We start from the raw sequence: 24,819 nt of genomic DNA, 5'->3' as shown, positions 1-24,819 counted from the left end.
ATACTTAATACAAGTGTAGAAAGGATACGACGCCATGAAAGCAGCGATTATCGTTGATAGTACAGCAGGTTTATCGGATGAGTTACGAGCACGTGATGATATTTATCAGGTTGACTTATCCCTAAACTTTAAAGATGGAGAAACAATGGTGGACTCCACTGAAGCCGACCAAGTGGCTTATTTCTATGATAAGTTAAGTCGGGTAAGTGAATTACCTACAACGTCCCAACCTAAACCAGGGGACTATATAGCGATTTTTGATGACATTGTGAGCAAGGACTATGATGTTGTTTTTATGTTCCTTATGTCATCGCTTTTGAGTGGTACTTTCCAAACTGGCCAAATGGTGGCTGCGGATTACCAAGATCAAATTACTATTCATTGTATCGATACTAAGGGTGTTTCTGTTTATAGCGAACATATTGTATTGGAAGCCTTGCGAATGATTGAGTCAGGCATGGAGGAAGAAGCCATTCTTGATGAAATCCAATGGGTGACAGATCATTCAACAATTTATGTCGCTATCAAGGACTTAAACAATTTAGTAAAAGGTGGGCGTATGAAAGCTATGCAAGCTATGTTAGGGAACATGCTTAAAATTATGCCTATTTTGAATTTCACTAATGAAGGTGGTCTAGCAGTTTATGATAAGGTGCGCTCGCTTAAAAAGGTAAAAAAAACTTATCGAGACCTTTTCAATCAAGCTTATGACCAATACAATGGACACGTCGCCTTAGCATTTGCCCATGGGGATGCCGAAACGGAAATTGAGCAATTACGTGATGATGTTATCGCTGATCATCCTGATATGCCTTCAGTAATTAAATATTTGACACCTGTTGTTGGTACCCATGGCGGTAAGGGATGCTTAGGTATGGCAACACTTGCCAAGGCGCGGATTGAGGGGTAATGATGAAGTTAACCACCTTAATTTATATTGAAGACCAAGACGACTGGTTAATGCTTCATCGTGTCAAAAAAGCAAACGATATTAATGAAAATATGTGGGTTGGCGTTGGCGGCAAGTTCGAATATGGAGAGTCTCCATTAGAATGTGCCCAACGTGAAGTCCTAGAAGAGACGGGCCAAGAATTATTAGCGCCCGTTTTTCAGGGCTTTGTGACCTTTTTCTATGCTGACCAAGAACCAATGTTGATTATGGTTTATACTGGTCGTATAGGGAGTCGCGAGTTTAGCGAAACAAATGAAGGTGTTCTGGCCTGGATTCCTAAAAATCAAGTCTTAGATTTAGACTTGTGGGAAGGGGATCAAATTTTTATTCGTGCGATTATGGCTGACCAGGGGCCATTTGATCTAAAATTTTATTATGATGACAGTCGTCAACTCATGAAAGTTGAAGAAAAGATGTTATAAGGTTTGGTTTAGATAAGTATTAATGGGAGGAAGCGTACGATGATTGATATGCATTGTCACATTTTACCTGGTGTGGATGATGGAGCCAAGGACTTGGATATGGCTATCGCTATGGCTAATGCTGCGCGACGAGAAGGAATTACTCATATCCTAGCAACGCCTCATCATCACACAAAAGACTATAATAATACTGGCGACCAGGTCAATCAAAGGGTTGCTCGTTTGCAAGAAGAGTTAGATCGTCGCGGTATCGATTTGATTGTTTTTCCTAGTCAGGAAGTCCATATTCATGGTGAGCTAATGGCTAATATCACTAAAGGAGATATTTTATTTACTGATTTAAATAATTCTTATCTCCTAATAGAGTTTCCTAGCAATGAGATTCCTGAGTTTTCCTATCAAATTATCTTTGAATTATTAAATCGTAATATTCGTCCTGTGATTGTCCATCCGGAACGTAATACGAAATTGATGGAAGATCCTGGGATTTTACGGCGCTTTGTTGATCAAGGATGCTATGCGCAAGTTACAGCAGCTTCTTATTTGGGTGTGTTTGGCTCAGAAGTTGAAGCGGCTGCTCGATATATGATTGAACACCGTCTAGTGCATATGATGGCTTCCGATGCCCATCGTCCTGATGGGGTGCGGGGATTTCATATGGCAGAAGCGTTTAAACAATTGGAGAAGGACTATGGGGTGTCCTTAGTGTTTGATTATCAGCAAAATGTTCGGAGTTTAGTGAATGGGGACCACTTAATTACGGATTTTGAAATTTCAACCAAGAAAAAACCACGAAAAAAATGGTTTGGTTTATTTTAATTTATTCTCGTAGTCTATAATGGAGGGTCTTATGCAAGTCACTAAAAAAATTAAATTCTTTACCATAGCGATTGCTGATTTGCTATGTGTATTTTTTTCTGCTGCTATAACTTATTTATTGTTGCTTTATTATGTTCATGTTAGTTTTCGCAATATTTTATTTTTAGTCTTAGTTTATTATGGCGTTCATTTTATAGTGGGTTATTTCTTGAAAAATCATCTGGCAACTATTCGGCTTTTTTCGATTCATGATGTGCGTAATTTAGGTGTATCTAATATTCTTGCCGGATTAGTGACGACAGTGGTTTACCTTACTGTTTTTGATAATGTTAGTTTACGCTTTATCTTTTTATTAACTGTGTTCAGCATCGGGGCAATGGCGCTCCTACGGTTAGCTTGGCGTTTTTATATCAATGAACGGGAAAAGCAGCATAATCCTTTAGCTGCAAGTCAAAAATCAGGAACTCGAACACTCTTAGTAGGGGCCGGACGAGCTGGACGAATTTTCATTCAAAGCTTTAATCGTAAAAATGGAGTCTATCGCTTAGTAGGAATCGTGGATGATAACCCTGAAAAACGTGGCACTTATTTGGATGGCATCCGTGTTTTAGGAAGTTTAGACCAAGTGCCTGAAATTATAAAATCCTATCAAGTCGAATTAATTATGATTACAGCACCTTCGCTTCCTGGGGAGCAGATTGAGCGAATCTTAGATGCTGCCAATGCTGCTAATATTAAGGTGAACCAGATGCCAGTGGTGGAAAGTACCCTATCTGGTTACCAAGTGAAATATGAGAAAACACCGCAAGAAATTGATATTGCTGACCTTTTGGGCCGCAAAGAAGTGGAGTTAGACGACAGTAAACCTCTAGAACAAATTTCTGGACATACTGTCTTAGTTACTGGTGCAGGGGGCTCGATTGGTTCCGAAATTTGTCGACAAGTCATCAAATTTGCCCCTAAGAAACTGATCTTATTAGGGCATGGTGAAAATTCCATCTATCTTATTAACCAAGAATTAAGAGCCATGAACTTACCTAATGTGCAAATTATTCCTGTGATAGCTGATGTTCAAGATGGCGATTATATTTATGAAGTTATGGAGAAACATCATCCCGATATTGTTTATCATGCCGCTGCGCATAAACACGTGCCATTGATGGAAGCTAACCCAACCGAAGCGGTGAAAAATAATATCTATGGGACTTATAATGTTGCCAAAGCCGCCAAAGAATCTGGCGTGGATGTTTTTGTGATGGTATCTACTGATAAGGCTAACAACCCACCAAATGTAATGGGCGCCACTAAACGGATAGCGGAAATGATTGTTACTGGACTTAATGATGATAACGGAGGAACTGTCTTTACTGCGGTGCGCTTCGGAAATGTTTTGGGTAGCCGTGGATCAGTGATTCCTTTATTCAAAAAACAAATTGCTGCAGGTGGTCCAGTGACGGTAACTGATTTTAATATGCGACGTTTCTTTATGACAATTCCTGAAGCTAGTCGTTTAGTAGTTCAGGCCGGAGCTAATGCTCAAGGGGGCGAAATCTTTATCCTAGATATGGGAGAAGAAGTTTATATACTGGACTTAGCCAAGAAAATGATAAAATTATCTGGTTTTACTGAAGAAGAAATTGGCATTGTTGAGACAGGTATACGTCCTGGAGAAAAATTGTACGAAGAACTGCTTTTAACGGATGAAACCACGGGACGACGAGTGGATGATAAGATTTTTGTCGGAAAAATCCATAATCTACCATTGACTACGATTCGTGATTTTGTGGAGAGTCTTGACCTTTCTGGACAGGCTAATTCTGATTTGGCCCAAGAATTAGTCGCCTTTGTTCACCGTGATACAGCAGAAGAGTAAACCATCAAAAAGAACTAGGTTATTTGAAGGGTTTATGATAGAATGTTAGAGATTCTATGCCAATAAGGAGGAACTATGGAAGAAACACAAGAAATTTCATTGCTCGATATTTATACGATTATTAAGGACAAGTTTGGTAAGATATTAATGGCAACATTTATTGGTTTTGTCATTGCAGCTTTGCTGACCTTTTTGGTGATTGAACCTAAGTACACTGCTACTACTGATATCGTGGTAAATGATACCCAAGATTCATCAGAACAGCTAAATCAATCGCAACTACAAACGAACCTTACTTTGTTGAATACCTACCAAAATATTGTGACCAAACCAGTGGTATTAGAACCTGCTATCGAGGAAGTAGGGGCAGACATGACGGTGGAAGAATTGGCTTCCCAAGTTACTGTGACAACTGAGTCAGATTCTTTGATTTTCTCAGTGACTGTTGAAAATGCTTCTCCTTATTTGGCAGCAGATTTAGCTAATGCTATTGCTAAACATTTTTCTAATGAAGTCCAAAACATATTGAATGTACAAAACGTTTCTATTGTCACCTCAGCAGAACCAGACGAAGACCCTGCATCACCTAATGTACTGCTTAATTTGATATTAGGTGCCTTAATTGGGGGTATTATTGGACTTGTTTATCAACTGTTGCGGGCAATTTTTGACCGTACTGTTCGCAGTTCAGAAATTGTTGAGGAAGTGGGTTGGACTATGCTAGGAACATTGCCAGAAATGACTAAAAGTAATGTTCAAGAAACTCGCTTCAAGAAGAAAAACAAAGACAATCAAAATCGTCGGCGTCGGGTCTAGGAGGTTTATGTATGTTTTTTGAAAATCGTAAACAGAAAAAATTTGATCAATTGAATGCTGAGCAACGTTTGGGGGCTTCTTTAATTACAGTAACTAAACCCAACGATACAGTATCAGAACAATTCCGTACCATACGAACTAATATTCAATTTTCTATGGTAGACCAAGACTTTAAGACCTTGATGTTTACTTCTTCTGCTGTTTGGGAAGGGAAGTCAACAGTTGCTGCTAACGTCGCTTCAGTGATGGCTGACTTAGGTTTAAGAGTTTTACTTGTCGATGCGGATATGCGTAAACCGACTGTCCACAAGACCTTTAACTTAGAAGGGAATACCCAAGGATTAACTTCCTTATTGACAAATCGAGACTTATCTTTGACGGATACCATTCAATTTGTCCAAGAGGCCAACGTTTATATCTTACCGGCAGGACCGACCCCACCTAATCCTTCTGAATTATTAGGTTCTAATCGTATGCAAGAAGTTATGCAAGAACTTGAAGAATTGTTTGATCTAGTTATTTTTGATACACCACCAATTCTTGCAGTTACTGATGGGCAAATTATTGCTAGTCGTGTCGATGGCGTAATTGTAGTTGTCCGTGAAGGTGTTGCTGAGAAAAACAATGTAAAGAAATCGAAAGAACTTCTTGATGTAGTTAATGCCAACGTCATTGGTGCCGTTTATAATGGGGCCGATGCCAAGAAAACTCATGGCTATGGCTACGGTTATGGCTATGGCTATAGCTATGGCGAAGGAGAAAAACAATAATATAAATTTTAAAGTAATATATGATTATAATGAAGCTGGGGCATTGTCCCAGCTCTTTTTAAATTAAAGATAATCTAACAAGAAAAGTGGGGCACAAAGATGATGAAAGTATTGGAATGGATAAAAACGAATCCTTTCTTTATTGTGGCAGGATTACTAGCCATAGTATCAGTATTATTAGGAGATTTTTCCTGGGTTTATATTAATTTTCAGCTATTAGTCACCTTATTTGGTTTGATGTTAGTTTTGGGGTTGTTCTCGGCTTCCGGTGGCTTAAACTATGCCTCTTTTCGTTTATTGGCTTGGGCAAATAATTCACGTGTCTTAATTCAAGCCTTAATTCTTTTGAGTTTTTTGGCTTCCTTTTTATTGTCTAATGATGTGGCAGTTTTGACTCTCTTGCCATTATATTTGAATGTGCTCTATTATTTGCCCAAGTTTAATGGGCAAGTTTTAGGAGCGGTGTTGATTGTTTTGGCTGCTAATTTAGGTGGGGTATTCTTCCCCTTCTCTAACCCACAAAATTTGTTAATTTATCAAACTTTCCAGCCTTCTTTCTTAGATTTTATCACTTGGACAGGCCCTTTAATGCTGGTAGGCCTTATTTTATTAGGATTAGCTTCCTTTAAGGTAGATAAGTTAGCAATTTCTAAACAAAAACAGACTGCTACTGTGTCTTGGTCGCTTGCAGCCTATGCTAGCCTGGGTATGTTACTTATGGTTCTAGCAATTTTTGGTGTTCTTAATGTCTATTGGACTGCAGGGGCCATCGGGTTAGCGGTTTTTATTTTTGGCAGGAAATATCTCTTACAGGTTGACTACATGCTCTTGCTGACCTTTGCATGTTTTTTTATTATTGTTGGTAATCTTAGCCAAATTATTTGGCTAAGAGAACTTTTGTCGACATACGCTAGTCAATTATCAATTTCATATTGGGCTAGCTTATTATTGAGTCAAATTTTTTCCAATGTTCCCACTACTATCTTGCTCCTACCCTTTAGTCAGGATTATCCTGCCCTCTTATTAGGGGTAAATATCGGTGGCTTAGGGACCTTGTTGGCTTCCATGGCTAACTTACTGGGTTTCAATATTGTACGATCTTTCGTATCAATGGATACGCGTGCTTACTTAAGGACCTTCTTAAAGGTTAATTTTAGCTTCTTGATTATTTTGGCTGTCTTTTTTTATGGTGGTTTATGTTTATTGCTGTCGTAAAAAGGTGATGACTATGCTTTTAAATTTCTTCATGATACAATTTTAAGTAAGAACTGATAGACAAAATGGCTTGAAATCAATTAATGATTGAGAGGTATAAAAATGGAATATAAAAAATTTGCTAACGATTATGTACTTCGCCTTGATCCTGGTGAAGAAATTATTGCCAGCATAGCCCAGTTTGCCCAAGAAACCGGTGTAGAATTAGCTAGTGTTCAAGCAATTGGCGCTTGTAATCAAGTCGAATATGGTTTATATAATTTAGAAACCCAAGAATATCATCTCAATACTAAGGAAGAAGATTTGGAGTTGGTGTCTTTGATTGGGAATATAAACACTATGGATGGCAAGCATTATAGCCACTTTCATGCTACTTTTGCTGATCAAGCGGGCCATGTATGGGGTGGACACCTTAATAGAGCCATAATTTCAGCAACAGGTGAATTTATGATTCATGCGATTCAAGCTAATGTTGACCGTGAGAAAAATCCTGATACTGGAATCAACGAATTCCAATTTGAAGATTAATCAAGTAGGAGGCAAGGTATCATTATGGTAAAAGCGGTACTAACACCGGGACAGAAGGCACAGTTGCAAGCTTTGAATTCTAAACATGCCCAAGCTGATGTTGATACAATTATCTCAACCATCCAACAATATGTTGATGAGAATTCTTATCGAATGAACAGAGGCGAAATCAATGTTTTGCCTATCCAAGCAGCCCCAAATAAGAAGAATAAAACATTAGAATTGACTTTACTTTTTGTTAATTTAAGTCAGGAAACGATTTATCAACTTCGCGGAGATTTTGAAGCTAGTCTAGTAGAGGAAAAGATGACTCTTGAAACAACTGATTTTGTTTATGACCATGATTTTTTGGGTAATTGGGAAAATGGTCAAGCAATTCTAGTCACTGAATCCTTAGCTTACCAAGGGCGACCAAGTAAACGGGTTTACCAAGATAAAGACATAGCACTGCAGTTGGGTGCCTTTAAAATGGTGACGGATGCCTAAAAAAGTTTATAATGACCTAAATAGCGAAAAGCTCCTCCAAAGTCAGAAGACTTTTGGAGGAGCTTTAATTATCTAATGAGAATTGTTGGCTCATGCTATTGGCGAATTTGACCGCTACCTAAGACAACGTATTTATAAGAAGTTAAGGCATCCAATCCCATTGGACCACGGGCATGGAGTTTTTGAGTAGAGATGCCGATTTCGCCCCCAAATCCAAATTTCTCACCATCAGAGAAGCGAGAGGAGGCATTAACATTGACTACAGCAGCATCGATAGCATTAATGAAGTCTTGGGCGACACTATAATTTTCAGTGACAATGACTTCTGTATGCTGGGTAGAATATTGGTCAATGTGATTAATGGCTTCATCATAATCAGCAACAACCTTGATCGCAATTTCATAATCCAAGAATTCTTGGGCATAATCTTGAGGCTTAGCTAATTGTCCATCTGGGAAATAAGTCAGAGCAGCTTGGTCAGCATGAACTAAGACGTTATAATCTGCTAACTGCTCAGCAACTCGGGGTAAGAAATCTTTAGCAATGGCCTGGTCAACAAGAAGCGTTTCAAGGGCATTGCAAACAGAAACGCGCTGAGTTTTCCCATTGATTAAGATAGCTAGCGCTTTATCCAGGTCGGCATCCTTATGGACATAGAGGTGATCATTACCAACACCCGTTTCAATAGTTGGAATAGTTGCTTGTTTTACTACATTTTGAATCAGGCCTTGGCTACCACGAGGAATCAGACAATCCACATAGTCGTTCATTTGCATGAATTTTTGGGCGAGTTGGCGGTCAGGGTTATCGATATAAGCAACAGCATCCTCAGTGATCCCACTTTTTCTTAACGCAGATTTTAAGACATTTAAAATTGCTAGGTTAGAATTAATCGTTTCCTTACCTCCACGAAGAATAACGGCATTACCAGATTTGAAACAAAGACCCACTGCATCGGCGGTAACATTAGGCCGCGACTCATAGATAATCCCAATAACGCCAAGCGGGACGGTACGTTGAGAAATTTCTAAACCATCTTCATTAATCCAAGATTTATGGCTACTACCAATAGGGTCAGCTAATTGGGCCACCTTTTCTAAACCAGCTGCCATGGATTCTACTCGTTCTTCAGTTAATGTCATTCGTTCAATAAAGCTTTCTGGACGACCACTGTCATGGGTTTTAGCGATATCCTTTTGGTTGGCAGCAAGAATGTCAGCTAGCTTGGTCCGTAATGCTTGGGCCATAGTATTTAGCGCTCGGTTTTTGGCTTGGCTAGGCAATTGAGCTAATTCTTTAGCTGCTTTTTTAGCTGCAGTTCCTAAATCGTAAAGTGTCTCTTCATTAATCATATTTAGTCCTCCCATCATAACTTATGGCGTGATAAAGGCAGTTCCAATATCTAAACCGGCTAAGAGTTCTAATATTTGGCTAGGCTCATGTGAAGACATAATAACGGTTTGACGGTCGTGGTCTAATAAGTCTTGGGCTGCAGTAAGTTTGGTTTGCATGCCTCCAACACTATAGGTAGAACCTTGTTCAGATCCTGCCATAGCCAAGAGCTCTTCAGTAATTTCATGAATAATATTGAATTTTTTGGCTTGGGGGTCGCTTTGTGGGTTGGCAGAATAGAAGCCATCTACATCGGTTAATAAGACCAATAAATCGGCATCGATGGTATTAGCAACCATAGCAGAAAGAGTGTCGTTGTCACCAAAACGTGTGTGATGGTCCATTTCATCCACTGAAACAGTGTCGTTTTCGTTAACGATAGGGATAATCTTATTTGCCATCAAAGCATTCATGGAATTACGGTAGTTGGCATAAGATTCCGGATAGTCAATGATGTCACGGGTGAGTAGAACTTGCCCAATGGCTTGGCCATAGTAGTTGAAGAAACGACTATAGACAGTCATTAATATCACTTGCCCCACAGCAGCTACTGCTTGTTGGTCGGGGATTTCTGTGGGTCGCTCTTCAATATTAAGGTGGGAGGAACCCACCCCAATCGCACCAGAGGAAACAAGGATAATTTCTTTACCTGCTTGCATTAAACTGCTTAAACTAAAGGCTAAACGGTCAATACGACGATAGTTTAGTTCATTTTTATCATTTAATAGGGAATTAGTGCCAATTTTGACGACAATACGTTTGGCATTTTTTATTTTCTCACGTTGCATAGAAAACTCCTTAGTTTGGGTTTACTCGATAAAAGAATAGACTGACTCATTATAGCATAATTTCAAAATGGAAACGACCATGGCCTGCTACTAGCGCTTTGCCATTGTTTTATAAAAATATAGCCAGTAATTCATTTTTTTATTATAATAGAATAAACGGTGAGGAGGCTTATCATGAATTTTACCAAGGAGCATGCGCGTAAGGTATATATTACTTTGATCTTATTGATTGTCGTATTATTAATTGTTTTAGTGGGTCTGTTTTATGCTCGACGTCAACCGACAGATTCTACTCAGGAAGATCAAACCGCACAAAGTCAGCAAAGTCAAGAGTCAGTCCAAGAAACTGATATCGGTAATAAACAAAATAAACGGCTCAGTCGTAAAGAAAAAGCTCAGTTAGAAGAACAAGTTCATGCGAGTCAAAGTGATGCAGACATTAATACCCTAATCAAGGAATTTCCTAGGGACCCTAACCAAGAGGCCGCAGAATTAATCTTGATTAATAAGGACAATCCTTTTGAACAAGAGCCGCAAGTTCCCTTAGCTTATGATGCTGAATCAGGCCAATCTTTCCATGAAGATATTGAAAAACCTGTCACTGAATTACTAAATGCTGCTCAAGAAGCAGGTTATCCTCTCTATATTGTGTCAGGCTACCGGTCAATTGCCTACCAAGAACAAAATATTGAGAGTAATTATCAGCAATATCTTGCCCAAACTGGGGGTGATGAGGAGGAGGCGCAACGGCTTACTGATGCCTATGTGGCTCCAGCCAATGCTTCTGAGCATACGACTGGCTTAGTGCTCGATTTATTGGGTAAAGATTGGTTGGCTCAAGGGAAGTCCTTGTCAGAAGACTACGAGAACGACCCTTCTGCCCAATGGCTCATGAAAAATGCTGCTAATTATGGCTTTATTCTGCGTTATCCTAAAGACAAGGAAGACATTACTGGCTATAATTATGAACCTTGGCACTACCGCTACGTTGGCGTCAAACCAGCTCAGTATATGGCTAAACATGGGCTCACCTTAGAAGAATTCCATCTTATTCAAGAAGCCTTAGCAGAAGAATAATACCATTTTAAGCTTGTAAAGAGCTCCCTAAGCAAGATCGTTAAACTTGCTTAGGGAGCTTTGTGTTTGTTTGCAGCTGAGTCAGCCAATCAATTTATTTTTAATCCTTGTCGTGAGGGGGTTATAAGCGATTAAGGCAGTGAATTTTACTAGTGGTCTTTTTTTGCTAAGGCTTCGATCTCTACACGAGCCCCTTTAGGGATTTCGCGGACTGCGATACAAGAGCGAGTAGGGTAAGCACCTTCTGGAAAGGCTTGACCATAGACTTCATTGACAGCTGAAAAATCAGCCATATCAGTTAAGTAAATAGTGCAGTGGATAATATCAGAGAAATCATAGCCAGCAGCTTCAACAATAGCGCGAATATTTTTCAAGGAATGTTTGGTTTGTTCTTCGATATTATCAGGAATGTCATTAGTTGCCATATTGATAGGTAATTGACCAGATAGGTGGAGGCTAGTGCCAGTGTCAATAGCTTGAACATATGGTCCAATGGCAGCAGGTGCTTGGTCGGTTTGGATAATTTTACGCATAATATTCTCCTTATTTATTCAATGACAAAGGCTGGGATGACGTCCCAGCCTTAATTTGTGAAAGGTTAGCTGTTTTTAGAATTATTTACCGGCTTCATAGAACTTCTTGCGGTCTTCTTCAGGAACCATAGAACCACCTGTTGCCCAAGCAACATGAGTAGCGTTCGCCATTTTTTCTGTTAAGCCCTTATCTTGGATGAATTTTTGTCCTTCTTCAGTTTTGAAGAGGAAAGCAGCACCAGAAAGACCAGCAGTAGCAGCAGGTTCTAAGAAGATGTCTTCGGTGTCTACTAGACGAGTCAAGTTGCGGTTAGATTCTTCATCACTAAGAGTATAACCACCATCGAAGAAATGTTCCATGACTTTAGCAACGAATTGAGAGGTACGTGGAACAGCAAGACCATCCATCACTGTTTTACCATCAATACCGAAGTCGTTCACTGAGACATTAGAGTATTCACCAGTTAATAAACCTAGGATTAAGGAAGGTACATGGGTAGGTTCAGCGAAGAAGGCGTAAACATTATCGCCAAAAGTATGTTTAGCACCGAAAGTAATTCCACCTGGACTACCGCCGACACCACATGGTAAGTACAAGAATAGTGGGTGATCATCGTCAATTACAATACCATCATCTTCTAGTTGAGCTTTTAGACGCGACGCAGCAGTTGTATATCCTAAGAAAAGGTGTTCAGAGTTTTCGTCATCAACGAAGTAAGAATTAGGATCTGCTTCAGACGCAGCTCGACCTTGTTCAACGGCTTCAGTAAAGTTGGTATTGTGTTCGATGACTTCGACTCCATTTTGACGTAGGTAGTCTTTCTTCCATTGTTTGGCTTCGCTAGACATATGCACGATTGCTTTGAAACCAAAGGCAGCAGCCATAACCCCTACGGAAATACCTAAGTTACCGGTTGTGCCGACAACCACTGAGAAATCTTTGAAGTAGTTTTGGAATTCATCGGAAGCAAATTTAGTATAGTCATCGTCGTAACCAGATAACAAGCCTTGTTCAATCGCAACTTTTTCAGCATGGACAAGAACTTCGTAGATGGCACCACGTGCTTTGATAGTTCCTGCAATAGGAAGAAGATCATCACGTTTTAAGTAAAGGTCACCGATAATTTCAGTGTCATAACGGGCTTCAACATCAGCCTTGAATTGATCAATTTTGCTGTAAGGAGACTCGATTAAACCATTTAACTTTTTAGTGTCTTCAAAGGTCATTTCTAACCAAGGCGCAAAACGTTTCAAACGATCTTCCGCATCTTTGACATCTTGACCAGTATATTCGACTTGATCCTTTTCTTCTTCAAAAGAGCCTTTCTTATCGTTAATCCAAAAGACATCATTTTCCTCAATAATATCTTTGATATAAGGGTTTTCTTTCCATTGTTCTAAAGTTTTTCCAGCAATTTCTTTTGTCATAATATACCTCTTTTCTTTATATTATTTCGTTGAATAAGCTTCAGTTAATTGACCGTGTTCTTTACTTGTCGCTTGGTCGTCCTCTGCGTTTAAGTCTTCTAAAGTTACAATTGGATAGTTCTTAAGGGCAAGTGAAACGACGTAACCCACTGTTAGTGCAATTAAAGCACAAATAACTGCCATAATAGTAAGCTTGATAGGGTTGTTATAAGCATACATCACTGCTAGTCCCGCAAAAGGTGTTGCAGTAGATGAGGCTTCATTCGTTAATCCAACTAAGGCGACTATGATACCGCATAAACCACCGGAAAGGAAGTTACTGAGGTAAACCGGAATTGGATTGGCAGAGGTTAAATCCACCTGGGTTTTGGGTTCGATAAAAACGGATAATGTTTCTCGCATACTACCGAATCCGAAACGTTTGTAGACCATGAAGTTTACAAATGAGGCGCTCCAAATGGCCATAGTCGTTACTCCCATTGGTATCCCTTTTAATCCTAACATAGCTGATAGAGCCATGGAAGAAATTGGTGAGGAACCAACTATAGCCATTATACCACCAATGATTAACCCCATGATAATTTGGTTACCTTCCGCACTTAGAGAAATAGTACGCCCAATATTGAGTAGGGTAGATTCTACAATGGGTTCACTCAAACGGCCTAAGAAACGTGCAAGTGGAGCAACAACGATAATCATGGCAATAAGATCTAAACCTTCAGGTAGACGTTCATCTAAGAAACGAATCACGTAGAAACAAGCATAACCAGCCACTAAACCGGGTAAGATCCCCATGCCCATAACAGCTGCTCCAGTTAACATGCCGTAAACCGGTGAAGCGCCAAGGGCAATCGGAATCAAGGCAGCCGCTGCCGCACCACCCATTGACCCAGCAGCACTACCGACTTCGCTGAAGAAGGGGAGGTTGAACACATTCCCCACAAAAGAATTCAAAAATGCTTCAACCAAGAGTGTTGCCACAGAAGCATCAGCAAAAGCTGACATGGTTTTTCGACCATAGGGAGCCTTAAAGGTAAATAAGGTGAAGAGTCCCAGTACTAAAACCAAGAGACCCACACCAATCAACAGGTCCATTGCTTTCCTCCTTTCTTAAATTACTCACTAACATTTCCAAATCATTATAAGCTATTCACTTACAAGTCTTATTGTAAGGGCTTAGGTAAGCGTTGTCAATAATTTATTATCAGAATGATAAATTATTATTTATTCAAAAAAAGCACAATACCTTTATGCATTTTATCAATGAATGCGATTGCCTTTTTATTTATTTAGGTTATAATTTAAGCACAGCGTAAAATGTCAGTGAAAGGATGTGAATATGAGATGACTGAATTTAAACCAACTAACTATATAAACTTAGTGCATTTTTTGGGCGACTTATTGGGCGATGAATTTGAAATTATTCTTCATATCATCAGAGATAATGAAGTTTATATGGCAGAAATCGTTAATGGGCAAATCAGTGGGCGAACAATTGATTCACCAATCACCCAATTTGCCTTAGATTTGATTAAGGATGAGCGTCATAAGGAAGTTCCCTACATTAGTGGTTATCGTACCAAAACCATTGATAATAAAACATTATGGGGATCAACATTCTTTATTAAAGATGATAATAATCATTTATTAGGCATGATTTGTATTAATCGTGATACCAGTCAATCAGTAGCTATGCTTGATGAATTAATGAATCACCTCAATATTCCTAATGACTTGTGGCATCCTGACCAAGCCTCCACAGACAAAGATGCGTCGGATGATCCGATTGAAGTCTTGTCGCAAAGTGTCGATGACATTATTGCTCAAGTTATCGATACTAAAACCATTGATGATAATGTGCAATTAACCAAGCAATACAAAGTTGAAATTATTGATCGCTTGGATGACAAAGGTGTTTTCCAAATCAAGGGAGCAGTCACTAAGGTGGCGGAAGCGCTAAATATTTCTGAGCCCAGTGTTTACCGTTACCGCAAAATGATTAATTAAAGGTAATTTATGAACTAAAAAATCCATTAAAAAAGAAGCGTCTTGCCACATTGGCAAGACGCTTCTTTTGTTATAGTGATTAGATTAAAATTCAACAGTTGCTGGTAACTCTTCGCCGATAGCTGCTAGCCGGTCAGCGACTTCTTGGGTAGACCAACCTTTTGCTTGGATATAACGGTTACGTGGGTGTACCCGACACTCGTGTGAGCAACCTCCTAAGTATTTCTCTTGGTTTTCTTCGGATGCTAACATTTGGCGGTTACATTCTGGGTTACCACAGTTAACGTAACGTTCACATGGTGTGCCATCGAAATAGTCTTCTCCGATAACGCTTGGTGATACTCGGTTGATAGGAACAGAAATCCGTTCATCGAAAACATACATTTTACCTTCCCAAAGATCGCCACGTGTTTCTTCGTCTTGACCATAGTTTTCGATACCGCCATTTAGCTGACCAATTTCTTTACCAATACCTTCGCGTACTAAGTACCCAGATAGTTTTTCACAACGGACACCACCAGTACAGTAAACGAGTACTTTTTTGTCCATGAACTTGTCTTTGTTGTCTTGTAACCATTGCGGAAGCTCACGGAATGCCCGGATATCTGGATTGATAGCTCCCTGGAAATGCCCAAGTTCATACTCATAATCATTACGGGTATCAATGAGGACAGTATCTTCATCTTGCATGGCTGTTCGGAAGTCTTTAGGATCTAGATGGTTACCTGTAATTTGGTTAGGGTCGAGATCCTCGTCTAATTTTAGTGAAACAATTTCGGGACGATAGCGGACAAACATTTTCTTGTGCGCATAGTCGTCAGCTTCGTTGATTTTAAACCATAAGTCTGAAAATTTATCCATGGCGTGCATATGGTCCATGTATTTTTTGGTAACTTCTTTGGGTCCGGAAACAGTTCCGTTAATTCCTTCATCAGAAATCAAAATACGGCCACGTAGGCCAATGGATTTACAGAACATTAATTCGTCTTTAGTAAATTGTTCAGGATCGTCAATATCAACATATTTATAGTATAGTAACACTTCATAATCTTTTGACATAATTTTACCTCCAAAGTAAAGTTGTCTTATTCTAGCTACAATCCCTAATTATACCGAAATTTAATAAATGAATCAAGTAAGGCTTCAGATATAGCGACTTTTGTCAAGTTATAAGCTGATTTTATCTAGCGACAAAGGCGACAATTTTCTAGGATGAAAAATAAATTGAAATTCTAAATGAAAAGATTGCACATAAATTGTATATTTGCTATAGTCGAATATGTTGAGACTAAGGGAAAAGGAGAGGATGAAATGGAAGCAATCAAACGATTAAATTTAACGCAATTATTAATGGTAGCCCTAGGAACATTCTTAATGACTATAGGGCTATATTTCTTTTTAGTTCCTGATGAATTAGTGGGTGGAGGAACTGCCGGAATTACAATTGTTCTGGATCACTTCATTGGTTTACCTTATTCACTCATTTTGTTAATTGTTAACTTATTTCTGCTAAGTTTAGGGATTATTTTTGTGGGTAAGGATTTTGGTGGAACAACCATCGTTTCCATTGTTTTATATTCTTTCTTCTATGGCTTATTTGAACGATTTATGCCCCTTAATGGTCCAGTGGCTGATGATAGTATTGTTAACTTGATTCTTGGGGTAGTTATTATGGCAGTAGGTTTAGGGACAGTATATAATGCTGGAGCTTCTACTGGAGGAACAGATATTTTAGGTAAAATAATTAATATGCATACTCCCATACCCTTTGCCTTGTCTGTGATGATTGTAGACTTGACTGTCTTAATGTTTGTGATGTTGATTTTTGGGGTTGATCGCGGACTATATGCATCAATTGGTATTTTATTAAACTCACAAATTGTTGATAAGATTATGTCCGGGGGAAATGTTAAATTCCAAGTCACCATTATTTCTGAACATGGTGGAACAATTAATGACTTTATCCTGACAGAATTGCATCGGGCAACCACAATTTACAATGCCAAGGGGGGTTATACCAAGGCACCCCGTGCAGTAATTATTACTGTCATTAACCGATCCGATATGATTGAATTGAAACGTCACCTTCATGAAGTGGATATGCGTGCCTTCTTGTATGTGTCAACGGTTTCTGAGGTAACAGGTGAAGGCTTTACCTATAATATTAAGCCAACCCAGCACTTCAAGCGCCCTAAGAAAAAAGCAGTCGAAAGTAAGCATGGCACCCAAGAACAGCTTTAAAGGATGAACTTCAGTTACTTTTAAGGTATACTTAGGATAAAAGTGGTGAAAGGACTGTTGGGTATGCGCACAGAGGAATTGTATAGCCGCCTCAATCAATTGGGGTTTATTGAAAATTACTATGCGACCCGAAGCAAAGAAGACAAGCTTGGTCAAACTTATCGGGTACTCAAAATTTATGATGATGATGCCAAATTAGCAGAAGTTAGTCTAGAAGCACCTTATATGTTGCGTACAACCTTTCCTGGTTTTGAGAAACGAAACGTTTTGGAACAGCAAGCCTTATTGAAAATTTTGATTGAGTATAGTCGGACACCGATAGAAAAACGGCGTAGTGAAATGTATTTTGCTTATTATTACGACTTGAATAATATTCCCCATTTCATTAAACGCCTGCGTAATGGTCGGCTCACGGATGACACCATTCCTTTTGCATATTTTTCGACTATGTCAGATGAGGAGATGGAGAAATATCTTTTTACTGGACCTGAATTTGATGATTTTCCTGAAGACTACCGGCCACGCTTTAGACCAGATTCCTTTGTCAAGGTGACTCCGATTGAAGAGTTTCGTCAAGACTTACGTGATCGTTTCTCTTCCTTTAAATCTGATGAAAATGGTCAGTAAGATGACGGTAAAAATGAATAAAAAATCAGCTGGACTTCTTATTTAGAAATCCAGCTGTTTTTTATTTATACCATCAAATCTTCATTGGTATGGTTTTTAATATAGTTTTTGGGTGATTCATTATAAACTTTTTTGAAACTTCGGTAGAAAGTCGAATAGTCTCCAAATCCAGAATCATCCGAAACTTCTTGTAGAGACATTTTATTTTTAGGGATTTCCCGCATTAAACGCGCAGCGTAGTGGGCTCGTTTTTTGACTAAGTATTCATGGAAGTTGAGGTTCATTTCTTTTCGGAAGAGTTTGGAGAAGTAATAAGGAGAAATACCAAATTCTTCGGTTATCCGTTGCAATTGTAAGTCAGATTCGCGGAAATGTTGATCGATAAAATAGATAATATGACTAAAGTGACGATCATCCTGATAGTTACCAGAAATATAAGGTAATTTATGGGATTGAAAAATAGTTGTCATGGCCCGCAAGAGATGATAGGCAGTGATGAAGGAGACATCTGTTGCTTTATCATCAGAATAAGTCATAATTTTGCTGAGTTCATCAGTCACGGAATCAATACTTTCGGCTTCTAAACGGAAATGTCCTGGCTCAGACAGGAACTTTTTAAATACCTTGGCTTTGCTAGGATTGACTTCAGTAAATTGCTGCAATATATTTTCGGGAACCATTGCAACATAACGACTATTATTAATGCCTTTTTCACTATTGAGTTGGTGGGGAGTATATGGAGGGATAAGTAAGATATCGCCCTTGTAGACGGCATATTCACGTTGGTCAATTTTATAATGGCAAAGATTCCCCATGTAAACAAATAATTCTAAATGATCATGTTCATGCCATAGCGCTGTGGCATCAGCGTATTCCGTGGTATTAATACCAAAATGAGGCACCCCATTAAAGGAACTTTTTAGTTCTTGGTGACGTTCATCATGATAATTTAAACTGAAAAAATTTTGTTGCGTATATAGTTTAGCTACTTCCATTAGAGACACCTCTTCTAATTATGGTTTTTACTCATCTCATTCAGTATATAACAAAAATTGCAAAGAATAAAGGGGCAATAATTTGGATTTTACCGTTTACATTATGATAAAATAGTTACGTTAGACTAATTCGCCTTTTTTTCTATTTTGCGATTGGTCTGAGTTTGCAGAAAATCAAATCACTTTGTTAAGAAAGTGTAAAATGACTTGATTATTTTGCCAATACCGCTAGAATAACTAGTGCCCTTTATTTAAGGCAAGCTTGTAAGGAGCGATAGAGATGAAAAAAGATAGTGATGACCTATTAAATAAGATTGTCATTCAAAAAACTGGTGATTTTGAAACCGACCTACGCAATATTGCAGTGACCTTGCGTGATAATTTTGATTATATTGAAGATGAAACCTTCGTCCAAGCCTTGGACCAATATTTAACTGCTGCCTATGCTGACAAATCTGAATCATTGGAGACAATGTTAACAGATATTGATCAGTCTGGAGATGCAGAATTTATTGACCGGATGCGGCAACTTTTTGACCAAGAACCTATTAGAGCACAGTTTGAAACAGCTTTATTTATCCGCAAAATGGAAGATGATTTCTCCAATTTACGACCTAAGATGAATGAAAAACATTTGGCCATTTTTTCTGCGATTGATCAGTTTAAGTTCTATTTTGATAATGGACCAGAAATTGAATTACAGCCAACCAAACGTGATTATGCAGGTCTGTATCGTTTCTATGCGCAACTTTTATTCAAAGGTAATGACTGGCGTGATTCGGCAGAAAATTATCAGCAAGCGATTCTATGGAATCCCTATGATAGTTCAATTTATTATGAATTGGCTCATCTCTACCAGGAAATGAACCAGTTCGGTATGTCTTATCCGACCATTTTATCAGCGCTCAAACATTCTGTGACTTGTGAGGAGCTAGCACAAGGTTTTTTCCTTTTAGGGGCTTTTTATGCCTCTAAGGAAGACTGGGAGATTGCCTACCGTCTCTATGAACTGAGTCAAGACTGGCAAAGCACTGAGGCTGTTAAAACAGTTATAAGTGATTTGGAAGGTCAAGTAGACAAGGATGTTTTAGTCGCTATGCCAAGAGCAGAAGTTCTGAAAAAACTGAGTCTAAATCATTATCCTAATGAAGACATGGTAGCAGCCTTGGCTAATTATACCGATAAGCAATCCAATTCTGAATTAAAAGCAGAATTACAAGAAGTCATGGCGGCTTTAGACCGTTGTCATGACCTCTAAGAAAACCTGCTCAGTATTCATACTAAAAAACTCGCCTGCTTGGCGAGTTTTTTTCTTTAATTTTTATGATTTTTCGTTTCATGGGGACGGTAGTTGAAGTAACGTTTAAAAGCACGATAAAAATTACTATAGTCATTGAAACCTGCCTGCTGCCAGGAGTCTGTGACCGATTCTCCATGAGCCAAGTAATGATGGGCGACTTGCAAACGTTTCTCCAATAAAAAGCGGTAGAAAGTTTTGTCAAAATAGCTATGAAAGAGCCGATTGACCGTGGAATTAGATACTTGAAATTGTTCAGCTACTTGGGATAGGGTAAGATCACTAACAAAGTTGTTTTCAACAAAGGCCTTAATTTGGTAAGCCAGTTGTTCTCGTTCATCGAGATTTAACTGTTCAGAATTAAAATGGACTAACATATCAAAAAGTTCCAAAAATAGTTGTGACGTGAGCGCAAAAATGATTTTACGTTCTAAATCAGAAATGTTTACTGATAAACGTTGGTCAATTTGTTCAATAATCTCCAGTAAATGCTGCCAACTGTTATAGGAATAATGCAGGATATGTGGATCATCAAAGATATGATTTAACTCTGGTAAAGCGATAAAGTTTTCGGCAATTGCCTCAAGATAATGATTGGAAATAGATAATAGATAGCCTGCATGATTGCTAGCTGAGCGAGGGCGATGGTCAGGAAAATAAATTTTCCGATCCATTTGGCTAGGCAGGATAGCAATATGATGGACATTTAATTGGATTTGGGTATCGGCAATAGCTATAATTAAAGGTTTTTTAGCGAAAATAATTTCTGAGCGATGAAAAGAAATTTGATTATAATTAGCAAGGGTATCAGTGGTAATGGTTTTTGTTTTCAAGCGAAAAGGGATTGAAGACACCATGTCTTGACCTCCTATTTAAGCAAGTAATGAATCATTAATGGTAAATACGTGGTAGCCGGTTAGAAAGACCACAAAGAATTTCATGCCCAATAGTGTTAGCATATTTAGCGATATCTTCTACGGCAATAACCTTATCCTTGTTATGACCAATCAGAGTCACTGGAGTGCCAATAGGATAATGGTGTGGTAGTCGAATCATACATTGGTCCATGCAAACTCGGCCTACAATTGGACAAGGGTGGCCGTCGACTAAGACCTCAAATCCAGTCATACAGCGAGGCCAACCATCTGCATAGCCAATGGGTAGAGTAGCAATCCATTCCTGGCTTTCAGCTTGGTAAGTGGCTCCGTAAGAAATTGTTTGGCCAGGGGCAACTTTTTTGCAATAAACAATTTCTGTTGTCAAACTTAAGGCCGCTTCTAAAGAATACGGCAAGTCTAGGTCATAATTGGTAGTATTAACCCCATACATGGCAATGCCTAGTCGGGCCGCATCTAGAGTCAAATCAGGATGCCATAAAGATAGGGCAGAGTTGGACTGATGGAAAAAAGGGTGTTGCTTGAGTTGAGAAAAATCGAGTTTCGCCCTAATCGCTTGGAAAGCTTGGTTTTGTTGGTTCATGATTTCTTGGTCATAATCACTGACTGTATCTGCTGTTGCAAAATGGGTAAATACTGACTCCAATTGCAAGTAGTCTTGGTGGTCACTAATGAAATCAATTAAAATTTGCAAATCCTCAGCCTGGTTGAGACCAATTCTTCCCATGCCCGTATCGGCTTTGAGATGGATGAGTAAGGGGTGGTCAACTTGGTTAGGAGCGAGAGCAATTACTTTTTTCAAGTAGTCCAGTGAAGAAACTGTTACTCCAATTTCTTCTTGCGCCAAATTCCAAGCTTCTTCGGCTGGTGTTAAACCAAGAATATACAATGGTTCAATGATGCCTGCTTGGCGGAGTTCTCTGGCTTCATCTGAGATGGCAACGCAGAAGCCGTCAACCCCACTTTCTGATAAGGCGAGTGATAAGGGAACGGCGCCATGACCATAAGCATCTGCCTTAACCACTGCTAAGACCTTTGTTCCTTCGGGAAGGGCATCTTTAATTTTATGGTAATTATTGAGGACGGCTGTTTTTGATACGTGAACAGCACTGGGCCGGTTAATTCCTGGAATCATATCATCAAATCCTATCTATCGTTAATGCTGATAATTTTTTGTATTCAATTTAAGTTTACCGTAAAAATTTAAAGAAAAAAAGCTTTTAAGTAAAGGCAAAGAGGTTGGGAAAGTTCCCAACCTCTAAACTAGTCAAATTAGTTTGTTTATCTTATTCAGCGAAGTAAGCTTTTAAAGCATCTACCTTGTCTGTTTCTTCCCAAGGGAAGTAAGTATCTTCTGCTTGCCGTCCGAAATGGCCATAAGAGGCAGTCGGACTGTAAATAGCTTGTCTTAAATTTAAGCTATTGATAATACCGGATGGAGAGACTTGGAAAATTTCACGAATAGCAGCAATTAAGTCATCATCGTTTTTCTGGCTAGTACTGAAAGTATCAACACGAATTGATACTGGTTCAGCCACACCAATAGCGTAAGCCAGTTGAACTTCACAACGTTTAGCTAGGCCACTTGCAACAATATTCTTAGCAATATAACGAGCCATATAAGATGCTGACCGGTCTACCTTGGACGGATCCTTACCAGAGAAGGCACCGCCACCGTGGCGTGCCATACCGCCATAAGTATCAACAATAATTTTACGACCCGTTAAACCGGAATCCCCTTTTGGGCCACCGATAACAAAACGTCCTGTTGGGTTAATCAAGTAGCGCGTTTTATCATCAATAAGATTTGCTGGGACTACAGTGGTAATAACAGTATTAATCATATCTTGGTGAAGTTGTTCTTGGGAAACATCTTCATCGTGTTGAGTTGATAAAACGATAGTATCAATACGTTGAGCTTGGTTGTTTTCATCATACTCAACAGTGACCTGGGCCTTACCGTCAGGGCGAAGATAAGCCAATTCGCCGTTCTTACGTACTTCAGCTAGCCGACGTGTGATGCGGTGGGACAAGGTAATAGGTAGGGGCATGAATTCTGGCGTTTCATCAGAAGCATAACCAAACATAAGTCCTTGGTCCCCGGCCCCTAAGGCACTGTCGCGTTCGCTTTCTTCATTATTTTGGCCGGTTGTTTTTTCCTCTAAGGAGTGGTTGACTCCCTGGGCAATGTCTGGGGACTGTTGGTCTAATGCCACTAAAACAGCCAGGTTTTCAGCGTCAAAACCATATTTCCCCCGGTCATAACCAATTTTTTTAACGGTTTCTCTCACAATTTCTTGGTAGTCTAATTGGGCAGTAGTAGTGATTTCACCTACCAATACCACTAAACCAGTGTTGACTACTGTTTCACAGGCAACACGACTGTAAGGATCCTTTGCCAAAGCAGCATCTAGGATTGCATCACTGATTTGATCAGCGATTTTGTCAGGGTGCCCTTCAGTGACACTCTCACTTGTAAATAATTTACGTTCACTTACCATAGTTTCCTCCTAAAGATTATTTCCGCTTGTGGCCTACGGATTGCTATGATAGATTTTCCCTTATTTTTTAGGCCCTGTCAAATATAATTTGCCATAATAGCCCCTTTTTAAGGGAATTTTACCGATGTTTGATCTGCAGCCATTGGGGAACCTTATCATTGTAATAGGCTACCAAACGCACCGTACGCTCTCTTGGGAGTATGAACTCTACTCCTAAGGCAATAATGCCTCCTACAAAAGTATCCAAGGTTCGCATAATGGCGTAAGCATAACGGTTGGATTCGGGAATCGTATAGAAAATGATAAAGAAGGTGGCTGATGCCCCTACTACTGCTTTTTCGCTATGGGTGAGATTGCATAACCATAGGGTAAAGAGGGCGCCTAAGCCAGCGAGTAAGCTATGGATCAAGTAATGTTCTGGTAGGTAGTCTAAAAGAAATATTGTCCCTAAAGCGGCCAATCCGCCCACTACCATGCCGGACAAACGGTGTCTTGCAAAGGTTAAGGATTGGCTGAAGTTGGCGCGCTGCGAATAAACGGCGGCTATACTAGCAATTTGAGCTGAAGCAGCTGGGATAAAGTGATAGCAAAGATTAACAAGGCTAATGCTAAGTGCCGTCTTAAACATTCGCATTCCAATATGAAAACGATGACCTTTTGTCATAAGAATCTCCTCATCTTAATTTGAAAATTAACTTGTTTCTATTATACTTTAATTAACAAGAAAAAATAAGGAGGGGATGGCGTGAAACGTAAAACTTATCGAAAATGGCAGGATTATATGCAAGAAAAAGAAGATCAGCAGGAACTGAATCAAGCAACAACAGAGTTTTCAGCGGAACATTTTCGCGTTCAAGATCACGTGCGCTCCTCTAATGATAATCAAGATACCAATGAAATTTACTTCTCTCGTCAAAAAGAAAAACAATGGCGGTGGTCCAACCCTAAATATCCAGGTCGATTGGTTTTCGCGGCGATTATTATACTCATTGCTGTTATTATTATCTGGCTGCTCGGACCAGAAATCTATCATTTTGCCCAAGGATTATTTAATTAGGATGTAAAACAATAGAAAACGAGGCTGGGGCAAAAGGCCCAGCCTCGTTTTCTATTGGACACTTTTACCTTTTGGTCGCGGTTTTCATGTCCCTCTTTT

At 39.2% G+C, this 24,819-nt stretch carries 26 protein-coding genes; 15 read left to right on the top strand and 11 right to left on the bottom strand.

Annotated features, from left to right (window positions below; genetic code table 11):
* The first annotated feature begins 34 nt into the window (after positions 1-34).
* From OW157_RS03185 to OW157_RS03145, 9 genes are all read left to right on the top strand, one after another.
* Complete coding sequence (locus OW157_RS03185) at positions 35-910, top strand: DegV family protein (protein ID WP_268751888.1); 876 nt, start codon at positions 35-37, stop codon at positions 908-910.
* The gene (locus OW157_RS03180; protein ID WP_268751887.1) at positions 910-1,374 is read left to right on the top strand and encodes an NUDIX hydrolase; all 465 of its coding nucleotides are present in this window, start codon (positions 910-912) and stop codon (positions 1,372-1,374) included. The genes OW157_RS03185 and OW157_RS03180 overlap by 1 nt, the downstream gene beginning before the upstream one ends.
* 39 nt (positions 1,375-1,413) lie before the next feature.
* Positions 1,414-2,193, top strand: coding sequence for a tyrosine-protein phosphatase (locus tag OW157_RS03175; protein ID WP_268751886.1), 780 nt, complete (start codon positions 1,414-1,416; stop codon positions 2,191-2,193).
* A gap of 31 nt (positions 2,194-2,224) precedes the next feature.
* Entirely contained in the window at positions 2,225-4,066 is a 1,842-nt protein-coding gene (locus tag OW157_RS03170; RefSeq protein WP_268751885.1) for a polysaccharide biosynthesis protein, read from the top strand.
* A 75-nt stretch (positions 4,067-4,141) separates the two neighbouring features.
* Positions 4,142-4,882, top strand: a complete 741-nt coding sequence (locus OW157_RS03165) for a YveK family protein (RefSeq protein WP_268751884.1) — start codon at positions 4,142-4,144, stop codon at positions 4,880-4,882.
* Between the two features lie 11 nt (positions 4,883-4,893).
* Entirely contained in the window at positions 4,894-5,652 is a 759-nt protein-coding gene (locus OW157_RS03160) for a CpsD/CapB family tyrosine-protein kinase (protein WP_268751883.1), read from the top strand.
* Between the two features lie 99 nt (positions 5,653-5,751).
* The gene (locus OW157_RS03155) at positions 5,752-6,867 is read left to right on the top strand and encodes an SLC13 family permease (RefSeq protein WP_268751882.1); all 1,116 of its coding nucleotides are present in this window, start codon (positions 5,752-5,754) and stop codon (positions 6,865-6,867) included.
* A gap of 102 nt (positions 6,868-6,969) precedes the next feature.
* Positions 6,970-7,395: a PPC domain-containing DNA-binding protein gene (locus tag OW157_RS03150; protein ID WP_268751881.1), complete on the top strand. Its 426-nt coding sequence runs from the start codon at positions 6,970-6,972 to the stop codon at positions 7,393-7,395.
* A 24-nt stretch (positions 7,396-7,419) separates the two neighbouring features.
* A complete protein-coding gene (locus tag OW157_RS03145; protein WP_268751880.1) occupies positions 7,420-7,881 on the top strand; it encodes a hypothetical protein in 462 nt (153 codons plus the stop codon).
* A 95-nt stretch (positions 7,882-7,976) separates the two neighbouring features.
* On the opposite strand, the gene OW157_RS03140 is transcribed toward OW157_RS03145, so the two are convergent.
* Positions 7,977-9,233: a glutamate-5-semialdehyde dehydrogenase gene (locus OW157_RS03140; RefSeq protein ID WP_268751879.1), complete on the bottom strand. Its 1,257-nt coding sequence runs from the start codon at positions 9,231-9,233 to the stop codon at positions 7,977-7,979.
* A gap of 21 nt (positions 9,234-9,254) precedes the next feature.
* Complete coding sequence (gene proB / locus OW157_RS03135) at positions 9,255-10,061, bottom strand: glutamate 5-kinase (protein WP_268751878.1); 807 nt, start codon at positions 10,059-10,061, stop codon at positions 9,255-9,257.
* 174 nt (positions 10,062-10,235) lie between these two features.
* On the opposite strand from proB, the gene OW157_RS03130 reads away from it, so the two are divergent.
* Positions 10,236-11,138 (top strand): M15 family metallopeptidase, encoded by a 903-nt coding sequence (locus OW157_RS03130; protein WP_268751877.1) that lies wholly within the window; start codon positions 10,236-10,238, stop codon positions 11,136-11,138.
* Between the two features lie 149 nt (positions 11,139-11,287).
* Here OW157_RS03130 and OW157_RS03125 read toward each other — a convergent pair whose 3' ends face one another.
* The 3 genes from OW157_RS03125 to OW157_RS03115 form a co-directional block, all read right to left on the bottom strand.
* The gene (locus tag OW157_RS03125) at positions 11,288-11,671 is read right to left on the bottom strand and encodes a Rid family detoxifying hydrolase (RefSeq protein ID WP_268751876.1); all 384 of its coding nucleotides are present in this window, start codon (positions 11,669-11,671) and stop codon (positions 11,288-11,290) included.
* A gap of 81 nt (positions 11,672-11,752) precedes the next feature.
* On the bottom strand, positions 11,753-13,099 hold the full coding sequence (locus tag OW157_RS03120) for a D-serine ammonia-lyase (RefSeq protein WP_268751875.1): 1,347 nt from the start codon (positions 13,097-13,099) through the stop codon (positions 11,753-11,755).
* A 21-nt stretch (positions 13,100-13,120) separates the two neighbouring features.
* The gene (locus OW157_RS03115) at positions 13,121-14,194 is read right to left on the bottom strand and encodes a PTS sugar transporter subunit IIC (RefSeq protein ID WP_268751874.1); all 1,074 of its coding nucleotides are present in this window, start codon (positions 14,192-14,194) and stop codon (positions 13,121-13,123) included.
* 249 nt (positions 14,195-14,443) lie between these two features.
* On the opposite strand from OW157_RS03115, the gene OW157_RS03110 reads away from it, so the two are divergent.
* A complete protein-coding gene (locus OW157_RS03110) occupies positions 14,444-15,106 on the top strand; it encodes a helix-turn-helix transcriptional regulator (protein WP_268751873.1) in 663 nt (220 codons plus the stop codon).
* An 84-nt stretch (positions 15,107-15,190) separates the two neighbouring features.
* Here OW157_RS03110 and trhO read toward each other — a convergent pair whose 3' ends face one another.
* Entirely contained in the window at positions 15,191-16,165 is a 975-nt protein-coding gene (gene trhO / locus OW157_RS03105; RefSeq protein WP_268751872.1) for an oxygen-dependent tRNA uridine(34) hydroxylase TrhO, read from the bottom strand.
* 252 nt (positions 16,166-16,417) lie between these two features.
* Between trhO and OW157_RS03100 the strand changes: the two genes are divergently transcribed.
* Both OW157_RS03100 and OW157_RS03095 read left to right on the top strand, forming a co-directional pair.
* Positions 16,418-17,347: a YitT family protein gene (locus OW157_RS03100; RefSeq protein WP_268751871.1), complete on the top strand. Its 930-nt coding sequence runs from the start codon at positions 16,418-16,420 to the stop codon at positions 17,345-17,347.
* 45 nt (positions 17,348-17,392) lie between these two features.
* Complete coding sequence (locus OW157_RS03095) at positions 17,393-17,974, top strand: hypothetical protein (protein ID WP_268751870.1); 582 nt, start codon at positions 17,393-17,395, stop codon at positions 17,972-17,974.
* 65 nt (positions 17,975-18,039) lie between these two features.
* Here the strand turns inward: OW157_RS03095 and OW157_RS03090 are convergent, their stop codons facing one another.
* A complete protein-coding gene (locus OW157_RS03090) occupies positions 18,040-18,969 on the bottom strand; it encodes an AraC family transcriptional regulator (protein WP_268751869.1) in 930 nt (309 codons plus the stop codon).
* A 280-nt stretch (positions 18,970-19,249) separates the two neighbouring features.
* On the opposite strand from OW157_RS03090, the gene OW157_RS03085 reads away from it, so the two are divergent.
* Entirely contained in the window at positions 19,250-20,227 is a 978-nt protein-coding gene (locus tag OW157_RS03085; protein WP_268751868.1) for a tetratricopeptide repeat protein, read from the top strand.
* Between the two features lie 56 nt (positions 20,228-20,283).
* Here the strand turns inward: OW157_RS03085 and OW157_RS03080 are convergent, their stop codons facing one another.
* The 4 genes from OW157_RS03080 to OW157_RS03065 form a co-directional block, all read right to left on the bottom strand.
* Positions 20,284-21,123: a helix-turn-helix transcriptional regulator gene (locus OW157_RS03080; RefSeq protein ID WP_268751867.1), complete on the bottom strand. Its 840-nt coding sequence runs from the start codon at positions 21,121-21,123 to the stop codon at positions 20,284-20,286.
* A gap of 34 nt (positions 21,124-21,157) precedes the next feature.
* Positions 21,158-22,297 (bottom strand): alanine racemase, encoded by a 1,140-nt coding sequence (gene alr, locus OW157_RS03075; protein ID WP_268751866.1) that lies wholly within the window; start codon positions 22,295-22,297, stop codon positions 21,158-21,160.
* Between the two features lie 151 nt (positions 22,298-22,448).
* On the bottom strand, positions 22,449-23,663 hold the full coding sequence (metK, locus tag OW157_RS03070) for a methionine adenosyltransferase (protein ID WP_268751865.1): 1,215 nt from the start codon (positions 23,661-23,663) through the stop codon (positions 22,449-22,451).
* A gap of 118 nt (positions 23,664-23,781) precedes the next feature.
* Positions 23,782-24,327, bottom strand: a complete 546-nt coding sequence (locus OW157_RS03065) for an aromatic acid exporter family protein (RefSeq protein ID WP_268751864.1) — start codon at positions 24,325-24,327, stop codon at positions 23,782-23,784.
* Positions 24,328-24,408: 81 nt separating this feature from the next.
* On the opposite strand from OW157_RS03065, the gene OW157_RS03060 reads away from it, so the two are divergent.
* On the top strand, positions 24,409-24,720 hold the full coding sequence (locus tag OW157_RS03060; protein ID WP_268752774.1) for a hypothetical protein: 312 nt from the start codon (positions 24,409-24,411) through the stop codon (positions 24,718-24,720).
* The last annotated feature ends 99 nt before the right edge of the window (positions 24,721-24,819 follow it).

The sequence above is a fragment of the Aerococcus kribbianus genome, assembly GCF_026805545.1.
GTDB lineage: Bacteria > Bacillota > Bacilli > Lactobacillales > Aerococcaceae > Aerococcus > Aerococcus kribbianus.
Note: the sequence above shows the minus strand (reverse complement) of the source record. Positions and strands in the feature narration are given on the sequence as shown.

What these genes read in the sequence shown, in the direction of transcription:
- OW157_RS03185 (WP_268751888.1), top strand. Translation starts at nt 35, where the DNA reads ATGAAAGCAGCGATTATCGTTGATAGTACAGCAGGTTTATCGGATGAG.
- OW157_RS03180 (WP_268751887.1), top strand. Translation starts at nt 910, where the DNA reads ATGATGAAGTTAACCACCTTAATTTATATTGAAGACCAAGACGACTGG.
- OW157_RS03175 (WP_268751886.1), top strand. Translation starts at nt 1,414, where the DNA reads ATGATTGATATGCATTGTCACATTTTACCTGGTGTGGATGATGGAGCC.
- OW157_RS03170 (WP_268751885.1), top strand. Translation starts at nt 2,225, where the DNA reads ATGCAAGTCACTAAAAAAATTAAATTCTTTACCATAGCGATTGCTGAT.
- OW157_RS03165 (WP_268751884.1), top strand. Translation starts at nt 4,142, where the DNA reads ATGGAAGAAACACAAGAAATTTCATTGCTCGATATTTATACGATTATT.
- OW157_RS03160 (WP_268751883.1), top strand. Translation starts at nt 4,894, where the DNA reads ATGTTTTTTGAAAATCGTAAACAGAAAAAATTTGATCAATTGAATGCT.
- OW157_RS03155 (WP_268751882.1), top strand. Translation starts at nt 5,752, where the DNA reads ATGATGAAAGTATTGGAATGGATAAAAACGAATCCTTTCTTTATTGTG.
- OW157_RS03150 (WP_268751881.1), top strand. Translation starts at nt 6,970, where the DNA reads ATGGAATATAAAAAATTTGCTAACGATTATGTACTTCGCCTTGATCCT.
- OW157_RS03145 (WP_268751880.1), top strand. Translation starts at nt 7,420, where the DNA reads ATGGTAAAAGCGGTACTAACACCGGGACAGAAGGCACAGTTGCAAGCT.
- OW157_RS03140 (WP_268751879.1), bottom strand. Translation starts at nt 9,233, where the DNA reads ATGATTAATGAAGAGACACTTTACGATTTAGGAACTGCAGCTAAAAAA.
- proB (WP_268751878.1), bottom strand. Translation starts at nt 10,061, where the DNA reads ATGCAACGTGAGAAAATAAAAAATGCCAAACGTATTGTCGTCAAAATT.
- OW157_RS03130 (WP_268751877.1), top strand. Translation starts at nt 10,236, where the DNA reads ATGAATTTTACCAAGGAGCATGCGCGTAAGGTATATATTACTTTGATC.
- OW157_RS03125 (WP_268751876.1), bottom strand. Translation starts at nt 11,671, where the DNA reads ATGCGTAAAATTATCCAAACCGACCAAGCACCTGCTGCCATTGGACCA.
- OW157_RS03120 (WP_268751875.1), bottom strand. Translation starts at nt 13,099, where the DNA reads ATGACAAAAGAAATTGCTGGAAAAACTTTAGAACAATGGAAAGAAAAC.
- OW157_RS03115 (WP_268751874.1), bottom strand. Translation starts at nt 14,194, where the DNA reads ATGGACCTGTTGATTGGTGTGGGTCTCTTGGTTTTAGTACTGGGACTC.
- OW157_RS03110 (WP_268751873.1), top strand. Translation starts at nt 14,444, where the DNA reads ATGACTGAATTTAAACCAACTAACTATATAAACTTAGTGCATTTTTTG.
- trhO (WP_268751872.1), bottom strand. Translation starts at nt 16,165, where the DNA reads ATGTCAAAAGATTATGAAGTGTTACTATACTATAAATATGTTGATATT.
- OW157_RS03100 (WP_268751871.1), top strand. Translation starts at nt 16,418, where the DNA reads ATGGAAGCAATCAAACGATTAAATTTAACGCAATTATTAATGGTAGCC.
- OW157_RS03090 (WP_268751869.1), bottom strand. Translation starts at nt 18,969, where the DNA reads ATGGAAGTAGCTAAACTATATACGCAACAAAATTTTTTCAGTTTAAAT.
- OW157_RS03085 (WP_268751868.1), top strand. Translation starts at nt 19,250, where the DNA reads ATGAAAAAAGATAGTGATGACCTATTAAATAAGATTGTCATTCAAAAA.
- OW157_RS03080 (WP_268751867.1), bottom strand. Translation starts at nt 21,123, where the DNA reads ATGGTGTCTTCAATCCCTTTTCGCTTGAAAACAAAAACCATTACCACT.
- alr (WP_268751866.1), bottom strand. Translation starts at nt 22,297, where the DNA reads ATGATTCCAGGAATTAACCGGCCCAGTGCTGTTCACGTATCAAAAACA.
- metK (WP_268751865.1), bottom strand. Translation starts at nt 23,663, where the DNA reads ATGGTAAGTGAACGTAAATTATTTACAAGTGAGAGTGTCACTGAAGGG.
- OW157_RS03065 (WP_268751864.1), bottom strand. Translation starts at nt 24,327, where the DNA reads ATGACAAAAGGTCATCGTTTTCATATTGGAATGCGAATGTTTAAGACG.